Origin of the sequence: Legionella feeleii, from assembly GCF_001467625.1 — a bacterium.
Taxonomy (GTDB): Bacteria; Pseudomonadota; Gammaproteobacteria; order Legionellales; family Legionellaceae; genus Tatlockia; species Tatlockia feeleii.
Genome location: NZ_LNYB01000028.1, coordinates 52944 through 70100 on the forward strand (window position 1 = coordinate 52944; position 17157 = coordinate 70100).

The window sequence follows — 17157 nt, forward strand, 5'->3', positions numbered from 1 at the left end:
TCGGTAGATATTGAACCTACGTTCCGCAGCTTGTCCGCAGAATCCAGCTTCGACCTTCTTGCTACCTAGTTTTTCATCTCCGCTATACAACCCCATTTGCTATCCCAAGTCAAATGTTTAATTTTTTTACTCTGCTTAAGAAGATCTAGTAAAGAAGCCACTGTCTCGCTTTTGCAAGCTAATATGATCATGTTGGGGCAATTTTTAACTGGTAAAGCGACTGTAGCAGATAAAAATTGTTGTCGGATAAGTTGAAAAATTGGCCATTGTTCATGTCTGTTCGCTAAATTTACCGCAAGAATACCGCCAGGTAACAGGGAATGCTTACAATTAGCAAAAAACTGTTCCGTATTACATTGGGGTGGGAAGACTTCAGCACTGAATAAGTCAACAAGTAGATGTTGAAATTGCGGGGTAGCTTGTTGCAAAAAAATACTGGCATCCTGATGTACGATATGAACGTTTTTAAGGTTATTAATCATAAAAAATCGTTTCGCAATATCAATCACTTCACTATTGTTTTCTACCACTGTCAGTTGAGAGTCTACCAAGGAAGCTAACGCATGAGCCGCTCCGCCGCCCCCAAGACCTAGCATACAACAATCAGTTGGTTGTAATTGCACTGTTAAAATAAGCGATTTGATATACCTTAACGCTGGTCGCTGGGGAAAATATCTGTTTAAAACAGTTTGTAACGCAGTGCCATCAAATTTTAACCAACGAAAGAAAAGATTTTGAAAAACTCTGACGCCTGCTGATGAGCGATAAATACATCGTCCTGCGAAAGTTTTCCACATACCTTACTCAATTTTTTCGCGTTGAAAAGGATAAACTGCCCCCAGGTTTAAGAGACTGCTTAATTCATCCAGGGCTGATAAACACTCATCAATAAGCAAGGGATCACGCAAGTCGTTAGCTTGTAATTGAGTACGGTAATGGCGTTTAACCCAAACCTCAAGGCGGTCTAGTAGCGTATCATTTACTAAGACACCCTGGTGCATCGCTTGTAGCTCTAATTCGGTTAAAGGAACACGTAATCGCAGGCAAGCGGGGCCGCCTCCATTACGCATACTTTGCCTAAGATCAAGATAGTGCACAGCAGCGATAGGATTTGTATTATCCGCTAGTAACTCATCAATCAGTGCCTTAACCACAGTATTTTCCTGGCATTCACCAGGAGCAATCAAAATCATCCTGCTATTTTCTGGGGCATTAGGTAGGGTAATAAGTTGTGAGTTAAAGAGATAAGAGTCCACCGCTTCAGCGACACTGAGGCGATTACGGCTAACTTTCAGGATCTGAATTTCAAAGTCAGCTTTAGTTTGTAACTCATTCAGAAGCTCTGTTTGACCCCAAAAAGCATCTTCATGAATGAATAGCACCGATTCATTGGCGACAGCGATTACGTCATTATGAAAAACACCCTGATCAATTGCCAGTGGATTTTGGCAGGCAAAAATAACTTGATTGGGATTTAACAAATGCGATCGGGCAATTGCCTGTGAGGCTTCAAGTGTTTGCCGTGCCGGGTATTTTAAGGGACTGTTCGGTGAGCCAGAGTTTTTTGCTAATGCCTGTTTACCGTAAACAAATAGATTTATAGCGGCTTTATTATGCTTCGTGCATAGACGATTATGATTGGCTGCACCTTCATCACCTGTGATAGCACTTTTCGGTAGTACAGGGTGATGGTTAAAGTAAGTTTTATCATGAAAGAGCGTTTGCAACAAATAACTTGAAAAATCGGCTTCCTGATAGCGATGTAAATTACTAATTAAATTGGCTGCCGTAAAATGAACTCGCTTATCAGCAGTATCAATGCTTGCTGAAACAGTTGCGGCGTTAGCAGTCCACATACTGGAAGCAGAATAGCAAGCATTCAACAACTCAGGAGCGCTGCGATAAGCTTTTTCAATCTGTTGTGCAGCCGTACCGCTAAACCCCAATTGATACAATAATTGTAGATTAGGGCGTTGGTGCGGTGGCAATAGAGCCTGCTTGATGCCGGATTGATGCAATAAGCGCATTTTAGCAAGCCCCTGGAGTGCTGCTGCCTGAGGATTTGAGATACTCATTGCATTTGATGCCGAAGCAAGGTTACCTGCAGCAAGGCCTGCATAATTGTGGGTTGGACCAACCAAGCCATCCAAATTTAATTCATAGGTTTGCATAAACTTAGCTCAAATCGATGCCGGGCAATAGTTGCGCTGGCGTAGTTAAATGAGGTTGCTCCATACTGGCAATAGGATAAGCGCAATAATCTGTAGCAAAATAAGCGCTGGGACGATGGTTACCACTACGACCTATACCACCAAATGGAAGGCTGCTTGCAGCGCCAGTGGTTGGTCTATTCCAATTGATTAAGCCTGCACGTACCGTATGATAGAACTGCTCATAGTGTTCTGGATTGTCGCTTAACAAGCCTGCAACCAAGCCATAACGTGTTTGATTGGCAAGTGCCAAAGCGTCTTCAAAATTCTGATAACGATAAACCTGAACCAAGGGAGCAAAAATTTCTTCATCAACAACTGTATGAGCTTTTGTCATATCAATGATGCCGGGAGAAAGTAAACCTGTCTTTTCGGTAATTAAGGACATGTTTAACAAGGCAACACCGCCATTTGCAAGCAGTTTTTCCTGTGCCTGCAGATGCAGTAGGGCATGCTCGTGACTAATAACGGGCCCTAGGAAAGGCTCTGGCTTATCGGTAAATGCGCCAATACGAATTTTTTCACAAGCGTTTATAAAACGTGCAAGGATTTGATCACCCAATTGGTTATCTGCAATGAGTATTCGCCTCGCACAACTACACCGTTGGCCGGCAGTGATCATTGTGGAAACCAGCGTATGATAAATAGCAGCATTCACATCATTAACCTCATCGATGATGAGTGGATTATTGCCCCCCATCTCCAGTGCTAAGATAACCTCAGGTTTGTCACTAAAATGTTGGTGAATCTGTTGGCCTGTACGATAGCTGCCTGTAAAGTAAACGCCCTGGATGTCGGCTGAGAGGAGTTCTTTGCCGCAATCAGCATTGCCTTGCACACAATTAATGACACCTTGCGGCAAACCGCTTTCGTGCCAGCAGTGAATAATGAATTGTGCAACTGCTGGAGCCAACTCACTTGGTTTATAGATCACTGTATTTCCTGCTAATAGGGCGGGTACAATATGACCATTACTTAAATGGGCAGGAAAATTAAAGGCACCCAGAACAGCAACAACGCCATGTGGCTTATAACGCAGGCAGGCGTTTGCATCGGGCAGTGTGGTTTGTTTTTCTGCATTACGCTCTTGATAGGCTTGAATCGATAAATTAATTTTAGCGATAACAGCATTAACTTCGGTTAACGCTTCCCATAAAGGTTTCCCTGTTTCCAAGGAAATCAGGTAGGTAAGCTCATTACGTTTTTTTTCCACTTCCTTGGCAAAAAGCTGCAAATAGTTGGCTCTCGTAGAAACATCCATAGAGGACCAATAAGGCAAAGCGAGATGGGCTGCCTCACAGGCTTTTGCTATTTCTATAGGCGTTGCGCTAGTACCTTGCCAAATTACTGAATTATCTGCAGGATTCCTTGAGACAAAAGGTTTTCCTTCTCCTTGTACCCAATGGCCTCCAAAATAATGATTTGCCGTGCTGTCATTTTGTTGGCCTAAATTCATTTTTTCTGCTCACTATAAATAGTTGGTTCTTCAAGCTGTAAAGGGGCGATACGTATACAATCACCTCGCTTCACTTCCAAGAGTCGAGCGGTTTCCTTGCTGATAATACAGGATGCTTGCTCAGTATTGAAAATAGCTTGACTAACGGTGGCGCGAAAATCAAGTTTCGTATTTGCAAGTAAAAAACGTTTGCTACCAACTTCATCACTAATACTTTTAATAGTCATAATGCGACTGGCTGCAAGCGTGCGTATCTGGTTGCGTGGAGCCTCAATTGTGGGGCCTGCATCGAAAATGTCGACATAGCAGTGGTAGCGAAAGCCTTCATGTAACAAGATATTCATTGCTGGGACAGTAGATTGATGTGGTTTGCCAATAACTGCTTGTGCTTCTGGTGCAAGTAATTTGACATACAGTGGGTTTCTTGGCATTAAATCCGCAATAAATTGCTTGTTTGTCGAGATTGTTAAGCGATCAGCATCAGCAAAAGGCATATGAAAAAAATGCCTTCCTACATTATCCCAGAAAGGGGAGTGCCCCCATTCATCGGAGATGCCGCGCATTTCGGCAATGATGGTAGAGGCAAAGCGATTGGGATAGTGGGCAATAAAGAGAAAACGGGCTCGTGAAAGAAGCAAACCATTACTACTCTGTCTGTAAGCAGGCTCTAGAAACAAAGTACATATTTCACTGCGTCCCTGATTGTCATTAACCAGGCTCAGTACTTCATAATCACTGCGAATATTAAGAGAATGGCAGATTCGGGTGCGTTTAGATAACTTGTAGGAGTAGAAAGGGAGTTCATGTCCGGTTGCTGCTTCAATCGCCGAGGTTCCAATAACTTGCCCTTTTTCTGGTTCTTCCAATACAAATAAATAGTACTCACTTCTTGGCTTGTGGACCGTCTTCTCAAAGGAAGCACAAGACCAGGCAAGGCGTTTATGGAGAAGTTCTTTATCTTTTGGCAGTGTGGTCATGCCAATACCGCAATGTTCAGCAAGATGAAAAATAGCATCCAGATCAGTTTCTCGCGCACGGCGAAATAGCATCATCTTATTAATTCCTCAAGTCCACCACTTGCTAAATCAAGAAGTAACAGGGTACTAAGTGAAGCACGTTCAACAAGACTATCCAGTAAGACAAATTCATTGGGACTATGAATATTGCCTCCACGAACACCTAAGGTATCAATAACCGCTAAACCATGTTGCGCAAGATTGTTGCCATCACAACAGCCGCCACTATCTTGCCAGTCTATGGATAAACCAAGTTCTCGCCCAACCTGTTTGATGCGGTTAAATAGCCGTTCAGTCCCCTCACTAATTCGTTTAACTGGCCGGCCGAATTCGCCATGAAGGGTTAATGAATAATCGTCACGTTTCATTTTATTGATAAGCGTAGTGAGTTGCTGTCTTACCCATGCTTCATCGTCTGGTTGATTGATACGAACATCCAATTTGGTAACTGCCTTATCAGGTACGACATTCAATGCTTCGCCACCAGCAATTTTACCCACATTGATAGTAATACCATCCCGTTGTCCATTTAGTGCATGGATACCGGTAATTGCCTCAGCAAGATAACAAATAGCGTTTCGCCCCTCAAAGAAAGCACGACCAACATGCGCTGATCTACCGGTAGCAACGAGGGTCAATTTGCCGCTGCCGCGACGATTTTTAGCCAATGTACCCTTGGTATTCATGGCCGGTTCGTAAATCAATGCAGCCTGATAGTTAGCAGCAATTTCTGCCAAAAAAGGGCTTGAAGTAGGGGAGCCAATTTCTTCATCGGCATTAATCATTACATCCCACCCGAGTTCGGACGCTGTAGAACTTTCTTCAAAAGCAGCCAACGCATGTAACATTACGATAAGGCCCCCTTTCATATCAGCAACACCAGGGCCGTTTATTTCATTATCATTCAAGTAGGTTAGGTTTTGAAAAGGGTGATTTGCCGCATAGACTGTATCCATATGCCCACACAGTAGAACACGACGTTTTAATTCAGGTCGTTTACGAATGAAAAGGATATCTCCGCAATGTTGGACTATCGTGTCGCCCGTCATGTTGATGGTGGTTGTAGCAGGTGGTTTAGGCGTTTGTATTTTATCCCCGATAGGCATGAATGCAGTGCTTAACAACTGATGCATCTGTGCCAATCCTTGTAAATTTTCTGTACCAGAGTTGATGGCGCAGAATTGATGTAATTGCTCTATCATGACCTGCTTACGGCCACTCAAAGCGTGAACCAATTCCTTTGTTACTCGATCCATTACATTCACTCATACGCAAAGCTTATGACATTAGCTGAAATTCTCATGCTCCGCAATATAGTAGGCCTCTTCAAGGGGTGTATAGCAATGGATTAATGGATTTTTATTAACCTAAGTGGAACAAGAAGACTCTAAGAATAGGAAGAGGTGATTGAACTTTGTATAATGCTGATTTTGTTGGAGAAATCGTGTACTTTTTATTGGAAAAAATCCATCCGCAATGGCAAAGGATAGTTGCTCAGGCCCTTGAGCAGGTTGATAAAGATTATCTTTTGCAATTACAAAATAGTAGTCATTGGTTGCCGGGTATCAATACTTTGTTTGCTGCTTTTAGTCTCCCTCTTTGTGATACGAAGTATATTTTATTGGGTGAATCGCCTTATCCTCGTCCCGAATCAGCGAATGGTTATGCGTTTTGGGATAACTCGGTTCATAATTTGTGGAGCCAAACAGGACTTAGCAAAGAAGTGAACCGTGCAACTTCTCTGCGTAACTGGATAAAAATGTTATTGGTTGCCCGAGGTGATTTGCAACAGGATCGCTCACAAGCAGCTATTGCGAGGCTTGATAAATCGGATTATTGGCAAACAGCAGAACAGTTTTTTATCTCAATGATTAATAAAGGATTTTTACTTTTAAATGCTTCTTTGGTCTATAGTGAAGATAAGGTAAGGTTTCATGCAAAGCACTGGCGTCCTTTCATGCACAGTTTATTAACGCAACTTGCTCAATACAATCAATCTTTGCAGTTAATTTTATTCGGTCGTATTGCTGAAGAAATACCAGAGGCTAGTTTTTTTTCTTGCTTAATCGCAGAGCATCCTTACAATTTGAGTTTCATTTCCAATCCTATGGTATTGGATTTTTTTAAACCTTTGGACTTACTGAGTTGCCATGAATAGTAAATCGACGATAGATTCGCAAGAAATTGCCAAATTTGCTCAGCATGCTGCACGCTGGTGGGATAAAGATGGGCCGTTAAAAACGTTACATGATATAAATCCTGCACGCCTTGAATTCATAAATAACTATTGTGAGCTCAAACAAAGTACAATCCTTGATGTTGGTTGTGGTGGCGGTATTTTATGTGAAGGGATGGCTGTACAGGGTGCTAAAGTAACGGGCCTGGATGTTGAAGTAGAGGCAATCGAAGCTGCTAAAGCGCATGCCAAAGAAAGCAAATTGGTCATTGATTATATTTGTTGTCCTATCGAAGACTATGAGAGCCCAATGTTTGATGTGGTGACCTGCATGGAAATGCTGGAGCATGTGCAGGAGCCACAGTTAGTGATTGAGCATTGTGCTCGCTTGCTAAAGCCAGGGGGCTATCTTTTTTTATCTACCATCAACAGAACATTTAAAGCGTATACCACAGTGATTTTGGCAGCAGAATATTTATTAGGGTTATTGCCTAAGCAGACACATGATTTTGATAAATTTATTAAACCTAGCGAAATCGTTGCCATGATAAGAACAGCCGGTCTTGAATTTATTGGTATGAGTGGCTTGTCGTATAATCCATTAAGCCGCATAGCAGGATTAAAAGATTCAGTTGATGTTAACTATTTAGTATCTTGCTTCAAGCCTTGAGCTTTTTTATCCACGTAACGCTGTTGGTAACGTTGGTGGGCATATTTAGCTTGTTCCTCTGTAACGACATCTACTTCATTACCAAATAAGTCGACACGGGCTGTGTTGGCTTTTTGGCAGTTTAAGTAAGCAGGGGATGAACTGTAATAGCTAAGCGCTTCGCGTAAGGCTTTCTTACTGAAAGTGGGTGTATCCAAACGTTCGTAAAAATCGATAATGTCATCGAAGATACCAATTTGCAGTGGTTTGACTTGATTTCCCTTTTTAAAAAAAGCATTGGGGAAATGTTCTATTAACCAATCAATGATTTGCAATTTATCTTTTTTAACGCTTTCGTTTTGCCTATTCATTCTCACATACTCTGAAGCAACTAAATCCCGATTAAACTACCATAAATAGTAGCTTTAGCAAGGCAGTTTCGCGATTTAATCAGTAAAAATTCAATTTTTTGCTACTAAAGAGTAAAATAATTAGGCATAAAGAGGATTCAATTTGAGACACTTTAAGTTATCTTTTATCACTAGTCTGTCTTGCATTACTCCAAGATATTTCTCAATCTACAGCAAGAAAACGGTACATCACCAGGTGAAATTATCTCCATTTAAATGTAACTTTATGAATAGTAAAGATTTAATTTTATTTAGGAAAGAAAATGCTTCTTTTGAATGATAATTGGTTGTCTTGCACAACAGTAAGCTAATTGCTAAATTTTAAGCATGACTTCAACGGATTTGGGGTCGTCCAAAAGGAATTGTAATCATAGGGAAATGATGATCAGGGATGATTTTTTTTAGGACAGGATGTCCTGAAAGGATGATTGCAAAAAGCCAGGGCCTAAAAACCCTGGCTTTGTTATTTATACTGATGCGTAACCTGAATGAGAGAGGTAGTAGCTATCAGGATAGTAAGCAAACACTACTGAACCACCTTTAATTGTGTTAATCACTGGTTTCGCCAGGGTTTTAGCAATAGAAGGGCATCCCCAGCTTCGTCCTGCTCGTCCGGCCTTCTTAATGAAATCCGGTTCTACATACCAGGCACCATGGATTACCACACGTCTGTTAAATGCATTGTCATTGAAACCTCTTTCCAGTCCCTGGAGGTTTAATGAATAACCCTTGGAGCCCATGTAAGTATTACGGGTAACATAGGTACCTAGGCTGGTTTCTTTACTGGAAACTTTGTTAGAAAAATGGTGTGGGGTATCCATTCCTGAATTCTTACCATGTGCTACGTAAGTATTGTATAAAAGTCGTTCTTTGTTGAGATCAAAAATCCACATCCGTTGTTTGTTAGAAGGTAAAGAATAATCAATAACAGTTAAAACTGGCTTTTTAACTGCGCCTTTGTCGGCGGCTTTTTTATAAGCAGTCAGAGCAAGCTTAAGAACTCTTCTGTTAAGTTTAGGGGCTTTTTGACTTAGATGTTGAACGTGTTTGTTGACATCAAAGCCAGTTTTTATTCCATGGGGTGTAGTCCCCGTAGTAGCGGTAGTGGAAAAGAAAGCCGCAGAAAGTATGCTTAATATAGTACTCATATTACTCCTTTTTTCTTGTTAACTCGCCTTGAAACAAGGTCTACAGAAAGATGGTGATTATATTTACAACTAATGCAAATGTAAAATCACAAGGGGTATCCTTGCTCATTAGGGGTAAATATTAATCAATTCAGAGGGTTAACAAATGTTTAGACTAAATTAATTGGCTAATAGTACATTAAATAGTTCAAAATGTAAACTAACTACGCGAATTTACGCCTGGCTTGCGGTTCTAAATTAGACCAATTAGTGCGTAATTAGATCTGTTTTTGCTTGTCGAGTAAGCCTTTTTTGCCCCATTTGGGCTGTGATTTAGCCTGTTTTATTGTTGTGATTGCAACAGATGGATTTCAATTAGAAATATTCTGCATTATTATCCCTTGATATTTTTTGACCCGTTGGATTGGAGGCAATATGCTTGAACGCTACTCAGCACAATTTCCACAAGGTACTCGTGCGCAGATTAATAAAGCTTATCGGATTGACGAATTAACATTAATGACCGAGCTTATCGAGAAAGCAGCATTAGGTAGTGAGCAAGTTGTTGCTATTCGCAATACGGCAACCCACTTAGTTGAACAGGTTCGTTCCGAGCGTAAGAAAAGTACAGGGATTGATTCCTTTTTGACACAGTATTCTCTTAGTAGTGATGAAGGGATTGCACTGATGTGTTTGGCGGAAGCGTTATTGCGTGTACCCGACAACGCTACTATCGACAGTTTAATAAAAGACAAACTCACAACAGCTGACTGGAAGGCACACCGAGGCCAAAGTGATTCTTTTTTTGTTAATGCAACGACCTGGGCTTTGATGCTTACTGGTAAGGTTTTAACCCCGGAGCGTGCAGACTCAGTGTTAAGTAAGGCTTTATTCAAGTTAATTAACCGCAGCGGTGAAGGGGTTGTGCGTAAGGCTGTTGATAAAGCAATGCGTATTATGAGTAAACAATTTGTTACCGGTCGAACGATCAAGGAAGCATTATCTCGAGCGAAGAAAAAAGAAGCGATAGGGTATCGCTATTCCTATGATATGTTAGGCGAAGCCGCACTCACTGCTGTCGATGCGGAGCGCTATTTCACTGCTTATAAAGAAGCGATTGAAGCAATAGGGAATAGCGTGGATGAGCGTACGAATGTTTATCAGCGCGCAGGAATTTCAATAAAACTTTCTGCGTTACATCCGCGTTATCAAGAAGCAAAGCGTGCGCGGGTTATGGAGGAGTTATCTCCGAAGCTCTTGGCGCTTGCTCAATTGGCCAAACAATATGATATTGCGCTGACGATTGACGCGGAAGAGTCAGAACGACTTGATTTATCCCTTGATGTTATTGAACGTGTTTTTAGTGATGATAGCTTATATGGCTGGCATGGGTTTGGAATGGCGGTGCAATCCTATCAGAAACGGGCATTTTATTTGTTGGATTGGGTGGCTGCTCTGGCAAGAAGCAAACAACGACGAATGATGGTTCGTTTGATTAAGGGTGCTTATTGGGACAGTGAAATTAAGAAAACACAAATGCAAGGGTTTTCCGAGTACCCCGTATTTACCCGCAAAGTATTTACCGATGTTTCGTTTCAAGCCTGCGCTAAAAAATTATTGACAATGACAGATGCCATTTACCCGCAGTTTGCTACCCATAACGCCTATTCTGTTGCCATGATTTTAAATCTAGTGGGTGATTACCGTGATTTTGAATTTCAATGTCTGCACGGTATGGGTAACGAACTTTATGAGCAGGTTGTTCCAGCAAATCGTCTTGGTATACCATGCCGAATCTATGCGCCGGTTGGTAGTCACGAAGATTTATTACCCTATCTGGTTCGTCGTTTATTGGAAAATGGAGCAAATTCTTCTTTTGTAAATCGTATTGTTGATGAAAAAGCGCCAATCAGCACTTTGGTTGAAGATCCAGTAAGTAAGGCTAATCACTTGCTAAGTAAGCTAAACCAAAATATTCCTTTACCAGCGTCCATTTTCTTACCGGAAAGAAAAAATTCTGCCGGTTTTGATTTTTCTGATCGGGAATCAGTAGCAACCTTGCAACAGCTCTATATGAATATGGATTTGAGCCGTTGGCAGGCCAAACCAATTATAGCAGGCAGGCAGGGTGGTGAAGTTGATAGAAGTGTAACGTCACCACAAAATCCGGGACAATTGATTGGCAGGGTAAGTGACGCTACGTTACAGGATATCGATTGGGCTTTATCCCAGGGAGAACGGGCCTTCCCCGCGTGGAGTAATAGACCAGTTAGTGAACGAGCCGCTTGTCTTGAGCGGTTTGCCAATCTTTTAGAAGAGAATATGCCTGAATTGCTTGCCATGGCTTGTTTAGAGGCAGGTAAGACCTGGAGCGATGGTGTAGCGGAAGTGCGTGAGGCAGTAGATTTTTGTCGTTACTATGCCATGATGGCCGAAAAACTAATGGCTAAACCCGTACGCCTTCATGGCTATACAGGAGAGTTAAACGAGCTCAGCCTACATGGTCGGGGTGTTGTTTTATGCATTAGTCCATGGAATTTTCCTTTAGCTATCTTCACTGGCCAAGTTGTTGCCGCCCTGGTAACCGGAAATTGTGTGATTGCCAAACCGGCTGAACAAACATCTTTAATTGCTGCTTTTGCAGTAAATCTTATGCACCAAGCCGGTATTCCAGTTGATGTTGTACAATTATTACCAGGTAATGGTGAAGCAGTGGGAGCACCCCTTGTAGCGGATCGCCGGATAAAAGCGGTAATTTTTACTGGCTCAACACAAACAGCAGAAAATATTAATAAAATTTTAGCGGTTCGTGGTGGAGAAATTATTCCTTTGATTGCTGAGACAGGTGGCCAAAATGCCATGATTGTTGATTCGTCTGCTTTATTAGAACAAGTGGTTGTTGACACAATTGCGTCAGCTTTTGGCAGTGCGGGGCAGCGTTGTTCGGCTTTAAGGGTTTTATATGTGCAAGAAGAAGTCTATCCACGTGTACTCGAACTGCTCAAAGGGGCAATGGCTGAACTGCAAGTGGGTGATCCACGTTGGCTTGCTACGGATGTAGGACCTGTAATTGATAGTGAAGCTTTGGCCGGATTAAAAGCCCATGTGGTTGATATGCAACAGAATTATGAGATTATTTATCAATGCAAGCTGCCGGAAGAATGTGAAACAGGTTATTTCATGCCGCCTACGGCAATTGCTATTGATAATATAGCGGCTCTTAAAAAGGAAGTTTTTGGACCAGTACTCCATGTCATTAGTTATAAGCGTAAAGCGTTAGACACTGTTATCGAACAGATTAATAGTACTGGCTATGGTTTAACTTTGGGAATACATAGCAGAATCAGTCAAACTGTTGAATATATCCGACAACGAGTGCACGTTGGGAATTGTTATGTTAACCGTAACATGATCGGTGCTGTGGTTGGTCTGCAACCCTTTGGTGGTGAAGGCCTTTCTGGTACGGGACCCAAAGCAGGGGGGCCACATTATTTATTGCGTTTATGTCATGAGCGAACTTACACAGTAGATACCACTGCAGCAGGAGGTAATGCCAGTTTGATGTCAATTCCTGAAGGGATTTAGCTATTTATACTCATAAAAAGAAGGTCATTCCCGCGTAGGCGGGAATCCACATTGCAAAAAAGCGAGGTAGTCTGTTGGCTTGCAAACAGACTGTCTCTTTACCATTCGAGACATGAATCCTGTTTGCAAGGAAACGGGCTACTGCTGCTTGATATTCGGGCAGTCAGGCGCAGATATCAAGTCGTAAGCGTCAAGATAGTAGAAATGTAGGTAACCTCTAGTCGATATAATGGTTGGGATGGGTTTTATCAAAGGCCTCATCGTGTTTTTTAGCAAACCACCAAGGCAGTGCCACAAAGAGAAATAAACCGCCAAATAAAAACATCTCAAAAAAGAAAATATTATTAATTGGAATTTGTGTTGGTGGTACAAAACCTATAACCATTGCAACAAGACAACAAATAAGCCCAATACCAGCTACTAACCACATAACCAGGTTTCCTCCGGGTATTTTATAGCTGCGTGGTTGATCAGGTTTGCTGTAACGCAATTTTATTGCTGCAGCAAACATGAAAATATACACTAATAAAGCCATTTGGGCACTGAGATCACTCAGTAGCCAATAAGCAGCATTAATTGAATCCAGTAAGATGAATACAGAGCTTAAAAGAGTAAAAATAATACCCTGGGTAATTAAAATAGCTACAGGAGCTCCATAGCGGTTAACCTTGGCAAATAGTTGCGGTAGAGAACCATCCAGTGCAGATACCAGTAACCCTTTAGTTGGCCCAATAATCCATGCTGATACACCACTTAAGCCTCCGAGAATAATGAACACTGCAATCAAAGGAGTCATCCAGGGCATATGGTAAGAATCAAAGAATATGGCATAGGCATCAATCAAGCCGGAAACCACACTTAATTGATGATTAGGTACTACAAGAACAATCGCCAGGGAGCCGCCTACCAGGGTGGCGAAAATAAGGATAGCTGAATATAAAATGGCGCGAGGGTAATCGCGTTGGGGGTTTTTAACTTCTTCTGCATGTACAGCAGACATTTCCATCCCGAGTAAGCCAAATAATACCGCTGAAAAAAGGGATAAATTTCCTATCGAACTGAAATCCGGGAGCCAGGATGAGGGCATATCTGCAGTAAGCGGGCGGCCTTGAAAAAACCAAATGGCGCCTAAAATGCTGATACCCACCATAGGCAAAATCGTGCCAAGACTAGCACCAATAATACTAACGATACTCGATAGCCTCATACCAAAACAATTAAGTAAGGTAAAAAGCCAAAAAAGGCTCAAAACAGTAGTGAGAAGATAGGCTTTATTATTAGCAAGCTCGGGTGCAAAAAGATAGGATAAAGTCGCTGCTATAAAAGCGAGAATCGTTGGATACCAGACCACATTATAAATCCATTGCAGCCAAATGGTAATAAAGCCAGCACGACGACCAAATGCTTCACGTACCCAAACATAAAGGCCGCCTGTATTAGGATATGCTGTTGCTAATTCAGCGGCAACCAGCGCAATAGGAATAAAAAAAGTGATTGCCGCAACTAGATAATAAGCAACTAAAGGCAGGCCTAATTTGGCACTGATAGGAAGCGTGCGCAAACTATCAACTGCAATCACATTGATCATAACTAGAGAAAAAACCGACAGAACTTTTTTAGAAGAACGCATGCGGGGTCCTTAGTGGATGCAGCTAAGACAATTGGCGGTGTCTGATCATGCAGAATAATTAGGTAAATTTGTAAGCGGGGAAATTTAGCAGTTTACCTTTATAAAATCAATCTGCACAGCCTTTGGAAACCCATAAAAGGGCTAAGGGACTGTGAAATTTATAAGACTCCACAGTCCCTGAAAGATCAGATTAAATTGCGTAATACATACTGCAAGATTCCTCCATGACGGTAGTATTCCAATTCATTGGCTGTATCGATACGACAGAGTACCTCTACTTTGTTTTCACTACCATCTTGTCGTGCGATAACCATGGTTAGTTTTGCTCCAGGTTTTAGTGAATCATCAACAGCAATGCTGATGCGCTCGGAACCATTAAGTTGTAAAGTTTTTCTTGTTGTACCTTCAAGGAATTGCAGGGGCAGGACACCCATACCAATCAGGTTGGAACGGTGGATGCGTTCGAAACTCTCAGCAATTACTGCTTTAACACCCAGGAGGTTTGTCCCTTTTGCTGCCCAATCTCGTGATGAGCCTGTACCGTATTCCTTCCCAGCGATAACAACAAGCTGTTGATGTTCTTTTTGATACAGCATGGATGCATCATAGATTGACATGATTTTGTCTGAAGGGATATGGCGAGTAACACCGCCTTCAACCTCAGGGGTCATTTCATTGCGAATGCGTATATTGGCGAAAGTTCCTCGCATCATGACCTCATGATTGCCGCGGCGTGAGCCATAAGAATTAAAGTCAGACTCACTCACCCCCTTGGATTTCAGGTATAAGCCGGCAGGGGAGTTTGCTTTAATTGAGCCGGCAGGCGAAATATGATCAGTAGTAATCGAGTCGCCTAAAAGCGCCAAGACATAAGCTTTAGTTACTGGCTTAATTGCCTGTGGTTTGGCTGAAAGATTTTCAAAAAAGGGCGGATGCTGGATATAGGTAGAATTGGCATCCCAACTATAAGTAGATCCGCTGCTTGTTTTAATCGCTTGCCAGTGTTCATCACCTTGAAATACTTCAGCGTATTCCTTACGAAACATTGTACCAGATACTTGAGCAACTGCTGCTGCGACTTCCGCATTACTTGGCCAGATATCTTTGAGGAATACATCGTTGCCATCAGTATCTTGTCCCAGTGGATCCTGGCTTAGATCAATACACGTGGTACCGCTCAATGCATAAGCAACAACGAGCGGAGGTGATGCCAGCCAGTTGGCCCGCACTTGTGGATGAACTCTGCCTTCGAAGTTTCGATTACCAGAAAGAACAGAGCAGACTACGAGGTCGTTATCAGTCACACAATGGGCAATGTCATCAGGCAACGGACCTGAGTTGCCTATACAGGTAGTACAACCATAACCCACTAGATTGAAGCCAAGTTGATCTAAATAAGTTTGTAAACCGGCATGGCGCAAATAGTCAGTGACTACTTTTGAACCGGGAGCCAACGATGATTTGACCCAGGGTTTGCGTGAGAGGCCTTTTTCAATTGCCTTTTTAGCAACTAGGCCTGCAGCCATCAGTACGCTGGGATTAGAGGTATTGGTACAACTGGTTATAGCGGCAATCACAACATTACCATGATGCATTTCAAACGTATTGTTTTTGACTGGAAAGGCTTTTCCCTTTTCTTTTGCCTTGCCGACTTCTTCCAGAAAGACGTCAAATTCGTGACCTAAGGTTTTTAAATTAACTTTGTCTTGTGGGCGTTTCGGACCAGCTAAAGAGGGCTCAACGGTTGTTAAATCAAGATGGAGGGTATCAGTAAAAACTGGATCTTCTGCTTGACTGTCGTACCATAAACCTTGTGCTTTACAGTAGGTTTCAACCAAAGCAATGGTATGGGCATCACGTCCGGTTAATTCCATATAACGTAAGGTTTCTTTGTCTACTGGGAAAAAGCCGCAGGTCGCACCGTATTCAGGCGCCATATTAGAGATCGTGGCGCGATCAGCGAGAGGCAAATCAGTCAGGCCTGGGCCATAGAATTCAACGAATTTTCCTACTACCCCTTTTTTTCGCAGCATTTGGGTAACAGTTAGTACCAGATCGGTTGCTGTAATACCTTCTTTAAGCTTACCGGTTAATTTAAAGCCAACGACTTCAGGAATCAGCATAGAGACCGGTTGACCAAGCATAGCTGCCTCGGCTTCGATACCGCCCACTCCCCAGCCTAATACACCTAAGCCATTAATCATTGTGGTGTGTGAATCAGTACCGACGAGTGTATCGGGATAGGCATATAAATTTCCGTTATGCTTGCTAGACCAAACCGTTTTACCCAAATATTCCAGGTTGACTTGGTGACAGATACCAGTACCTGGGGGAACAACCTGAAAATTGGCAAAGGCTTTTTGGCCCCAGCGCAAAAACTCATAACGTTCTTTATTACGCTCAATTTCAATTTCTGTATTGATTCTAAGTGCATCTGGACTGGCAAATTTATCCACCATTACAGAATGGTCAATAACCAGATCAACAGGGGAAAGCGGGGATATTTTCTTGGCATCACCACCCATTTTTTCCAAAGCATCACGCATGGCAGCAAGATCAACGACAGCTGGAACACCGGTAAAGTCTTGCATTAACACTCTGGCAGGTCGATAAGCAATTTCATGGTGAGATGATTTTTTATCTAACCAGTCGGCAATTGCTTTAATGTCGTCTGTGGTTACTGTATGACCGTCTTCAAAACGGAGTAAATTTTCAAATAATACTTTAAGAGAGTAGGGTAAGCGGTTAATACCTTTAAAATGCTTTTTTTCTGCTTCTTTCAGGCTATAGTAGTGATAAGTTTTGCCATCTACTTGTAATTGGCTCTCAGTCGAGAGGCTGTCTTGACCCACTTGCATATACTGACTCCATTGAGTTCAAAACAGTAATGATAGCTGA

At 42.2% G+C, this 17157-nt stretch carries 12 protein-coding genes; 3 read left to right on the plus strand and 9 right to left on the minus strand.

The features are described from left to right. Positions 1-65: 65 nt before the first annotated feature. Genes Lfee_RS04845 through Lfee_RS04865 form a run of 5 tightly spaced genes read right to left on the minus strand, consistent with a single transcriptional unit; the run spans position 66 to position 5938 of the window. A complete protein-coding gene (locus Lfee_RS04845; protein ID WP_058444444.1) occupies positions 66-797 on the minus strand; it encodes a spermidine synthase in 732 nt (243 codons plus the stop codon). A 3-nt stretch (positions 798-800) separates the two neighbouring features. Then, positions 801-2171, minus strand: a complete 1371-nt coding sequence (gene astB / locus Lfee_RS04850) for an N-succinylarginine dihydrolase (protein WP_058444446.1) — start codon at positions 2169-2171, stop codon at positions 801-803. A gap of 4 nt (positions 2172-2175) precedes the next feature. After that, complete coding sequence (gene astD / locus Lfee_RS04855) at positions 2176-3666, minus strand: succinylglutamate-semialdehyde dehydrogenase (RefSeq protein ID WP_058444448.1); 1491 nt, start codon at positions 3664-3666, stop codon at positions 2176-2178. Beyond that, complete coding sequence (locus tag Lfee_RS04860; protein ID WP_058444450.1) at positions 3663-4718, minus strand: arginine N-succinyltransferase; 1056 nt, start codon at positions 4716-4718, stop codon at positions 3663-3665. The genes astD and Lfee_RS04860 overlap by 4 nt, the downstream gene beginning before the upstream one ends. Further along, positions 4715-5938, minus strand: a complete 1224-nt coding sequence (locus Lfee_RS04865; protein WP_082646574.1) for a hydrolase — start codon at positions 5936-5938, stop codon at positions 4715-4717. The genes Lfee_RS04860 and Lfee_RS04865 overlap by 4 nt, the downstream gene beginning before the upstream one ends. Before the next feature lie 188 nt (positions 5939-6126). Between Lfee_RS04865 and Lfee_RS04870 the strand changes: the two genes are divergently transcribed. Together Lfee_RS04870 and ubiG are read left to right on the plus strand one after the other, a co-directional pair. Further along, positions 6127-6840, plus strand: coding sequence for a uracil-DNA glycosylase family protein (locus Lfee_RS04870; protein WP_370446966.1), 714 nt, complete (start codon positions 6127-6129; stop codon positions 6838-6840). Further along, complete coding sequence (ubiG, locus tag Lfee_RS04875; protein WP_058444452.1) at positions 6833-7528, plus strand: bifunctional 2-polyprenyl-6-hydroxyphenol methylase/3-demethylubiquinol 3-O-methyltransferase UbiG; 696 nt, start codon at positions 6833-6835, stop codon at positions 7526-7528. The genes Lfee_RS04870 and ubiG overlap by 8 nt, the downstream gene beginning before the upstream one ends. On the opposite strand, the gene Lfee_RS04880 is transcribed toward ubiG, so the two are convergent. Together Lfee_RS04880 and Lfee_RS04885 are read right to left on the minus strand one after the other, a co-directional pair. Next, positions 7501-7878: a ProQ/FINO family protein gene (locus Lfee_RS04880; RefSeq protein WP_058444454.1), complete on the minus strand. Its 378-nt coding sequence runs from the start codon at positions 7876-7878 to the stop codon at positions 7501-7503. The genes ubiG and Lfee_RS04880 overlap by 28 nt on opposite strands. 506 nt (positions 7879-8384) lie before the next feature. Then, on the minus strand, positions 8385-9065 hold the full coding sequence (locus Lfee_RS04885; protein WP_058444456.1) for a murein L,D-transpeptidase catalytic domain family protein: 681 nt from the start codon (positions 9063-9065) through the stop codon (positions 8385-8387). A gap of 414 nt (positions 9066-9479) precedes the next feature. On the opposite strand from Lfee_RS04885, the gene putA reads away from it, so the two are divergent. Next, positions 9480-12629 carry a bifunctional proline dehydrogenase/L-glutamate gamma-semialdehyde dehydrogenase PutA gene (putA, locus tag Lfee_RS04890; RefSeq protein WP_058444458.1) on the plus strand — a complete coding sequence of 1050 codons (3150 nt, stop codon included), beginning with the start codon at positions 9480-9482 and terminating at the stop codon, positions 12627-12629. A 217-nt stretch (positions 12630-12846) separates the two neighbouring features. Here the strand turns inward: putA and Lfee_RS04895 are convergent, their stop codons facing one another. Further along, a complete protein-coding gene (locus Lfee_RS04895) occupies positions 12847-14259 on the minus strand; it encodes an APC family permease (protein ID WP_058444460.1) in 1413 nt (470 codons plus the stop codon). A gap of 185 nt (positions 14260-14444) precedes the next feature. Continuing rightward, positions 14445-17117, minus strand: coding sequence for an aconitate hydratase AcnA (acnA, locus tag Lfee_RS04900; RefSeq protein WP_058444462.1), 2673 nt, complete (start codon positions 17115-17117; stop codon positions 14445-14447). Positions 17118-17157: the final 40 nt, after the last annotated feature.

What these genes read in the sequence shown, in the direction of transcription:
- Lfee_RS04845 (WP_058444444.1), bottom strand. Translation starts at nt 797, where the DNA reads ATGTGGAAAACTTTCGCAGGACGATGTATTTATCGCTCATCAGCAGGC.
- astB (WP_058444446.1), bottom strand. Translation starts at nt 2,171, where the DNA reads ATGCAAACCTATGAATTAAATTTGGATGGCTTGGTTGGTCCAACCCAC.
- astD (WP_058444448.1), bottom strand. Translation starts at nt 3,666, where the DNA reads ATGAATTTAGGCCAACAAAATGACAGCACGGCAAATCATTATTTTGGA.
- Lfee_RS04860 (WP_058444450.1), bottom strand. Translation starts at nt 4,718, where the DNA reads ATGATGCTATTTCGCCGTGCGCGAGAAACTGATCTGGATGCTATTTTT.
- Lfee_RS04865 (WP_082646574.1), bottom strand. Translation starts at nt 5,938, where the DNA reads ATGGATCGAGTAACAAAGGAATTGGTTCACGCTTTGAGTGGCCGTAAG.
- ubiG (WP_058444452.1), top strand. Translation starts at nt 6,833, where the DNA reads ATGAATAGTAAATCGACGATAGATTCGCAAGAAATTGCCAAATTTGCT.
- Lfee_RS04880 (WP_058444454.1), bottom strand. Translation starts at nt 7,878, where the DNA reads ATGAATAGGCAAAACGAAAGCGTTAAAAAAGATAAATTGCAAATCATT.
- Lfee_RS04885 (WP_058444456.1), bottom strand. Translation starts at nt 9,065, where the DNA reads ATGAGTACTATATTAAGCATACTTTCTGCGGCTTTCTTTTCCACTACC.
- putA (WP_058444458.1), top strand. Translation starts at nt 9,480, where the DNA reads ATGCTTGAACGCTACTCAGCACAATTTCCACAAGGTACTCGTGCGCAG.
- Lfee_RS04895 (WP_058444460.1), bottom strand. Translation starts at nt 14,259, where the DNA reads ATGCGTTCTTCTAAAAAAGTTCTGTCGGTTTTTTCTCTAGTTATGATC.
- acnA (WP_058444462.1), bottom strand. Translation starts at nt 17,117, where the DNA reads ATGCAAGTGGGTCAAGACAGCCTCTCGACTGAGAGCCAATTACAAGTA.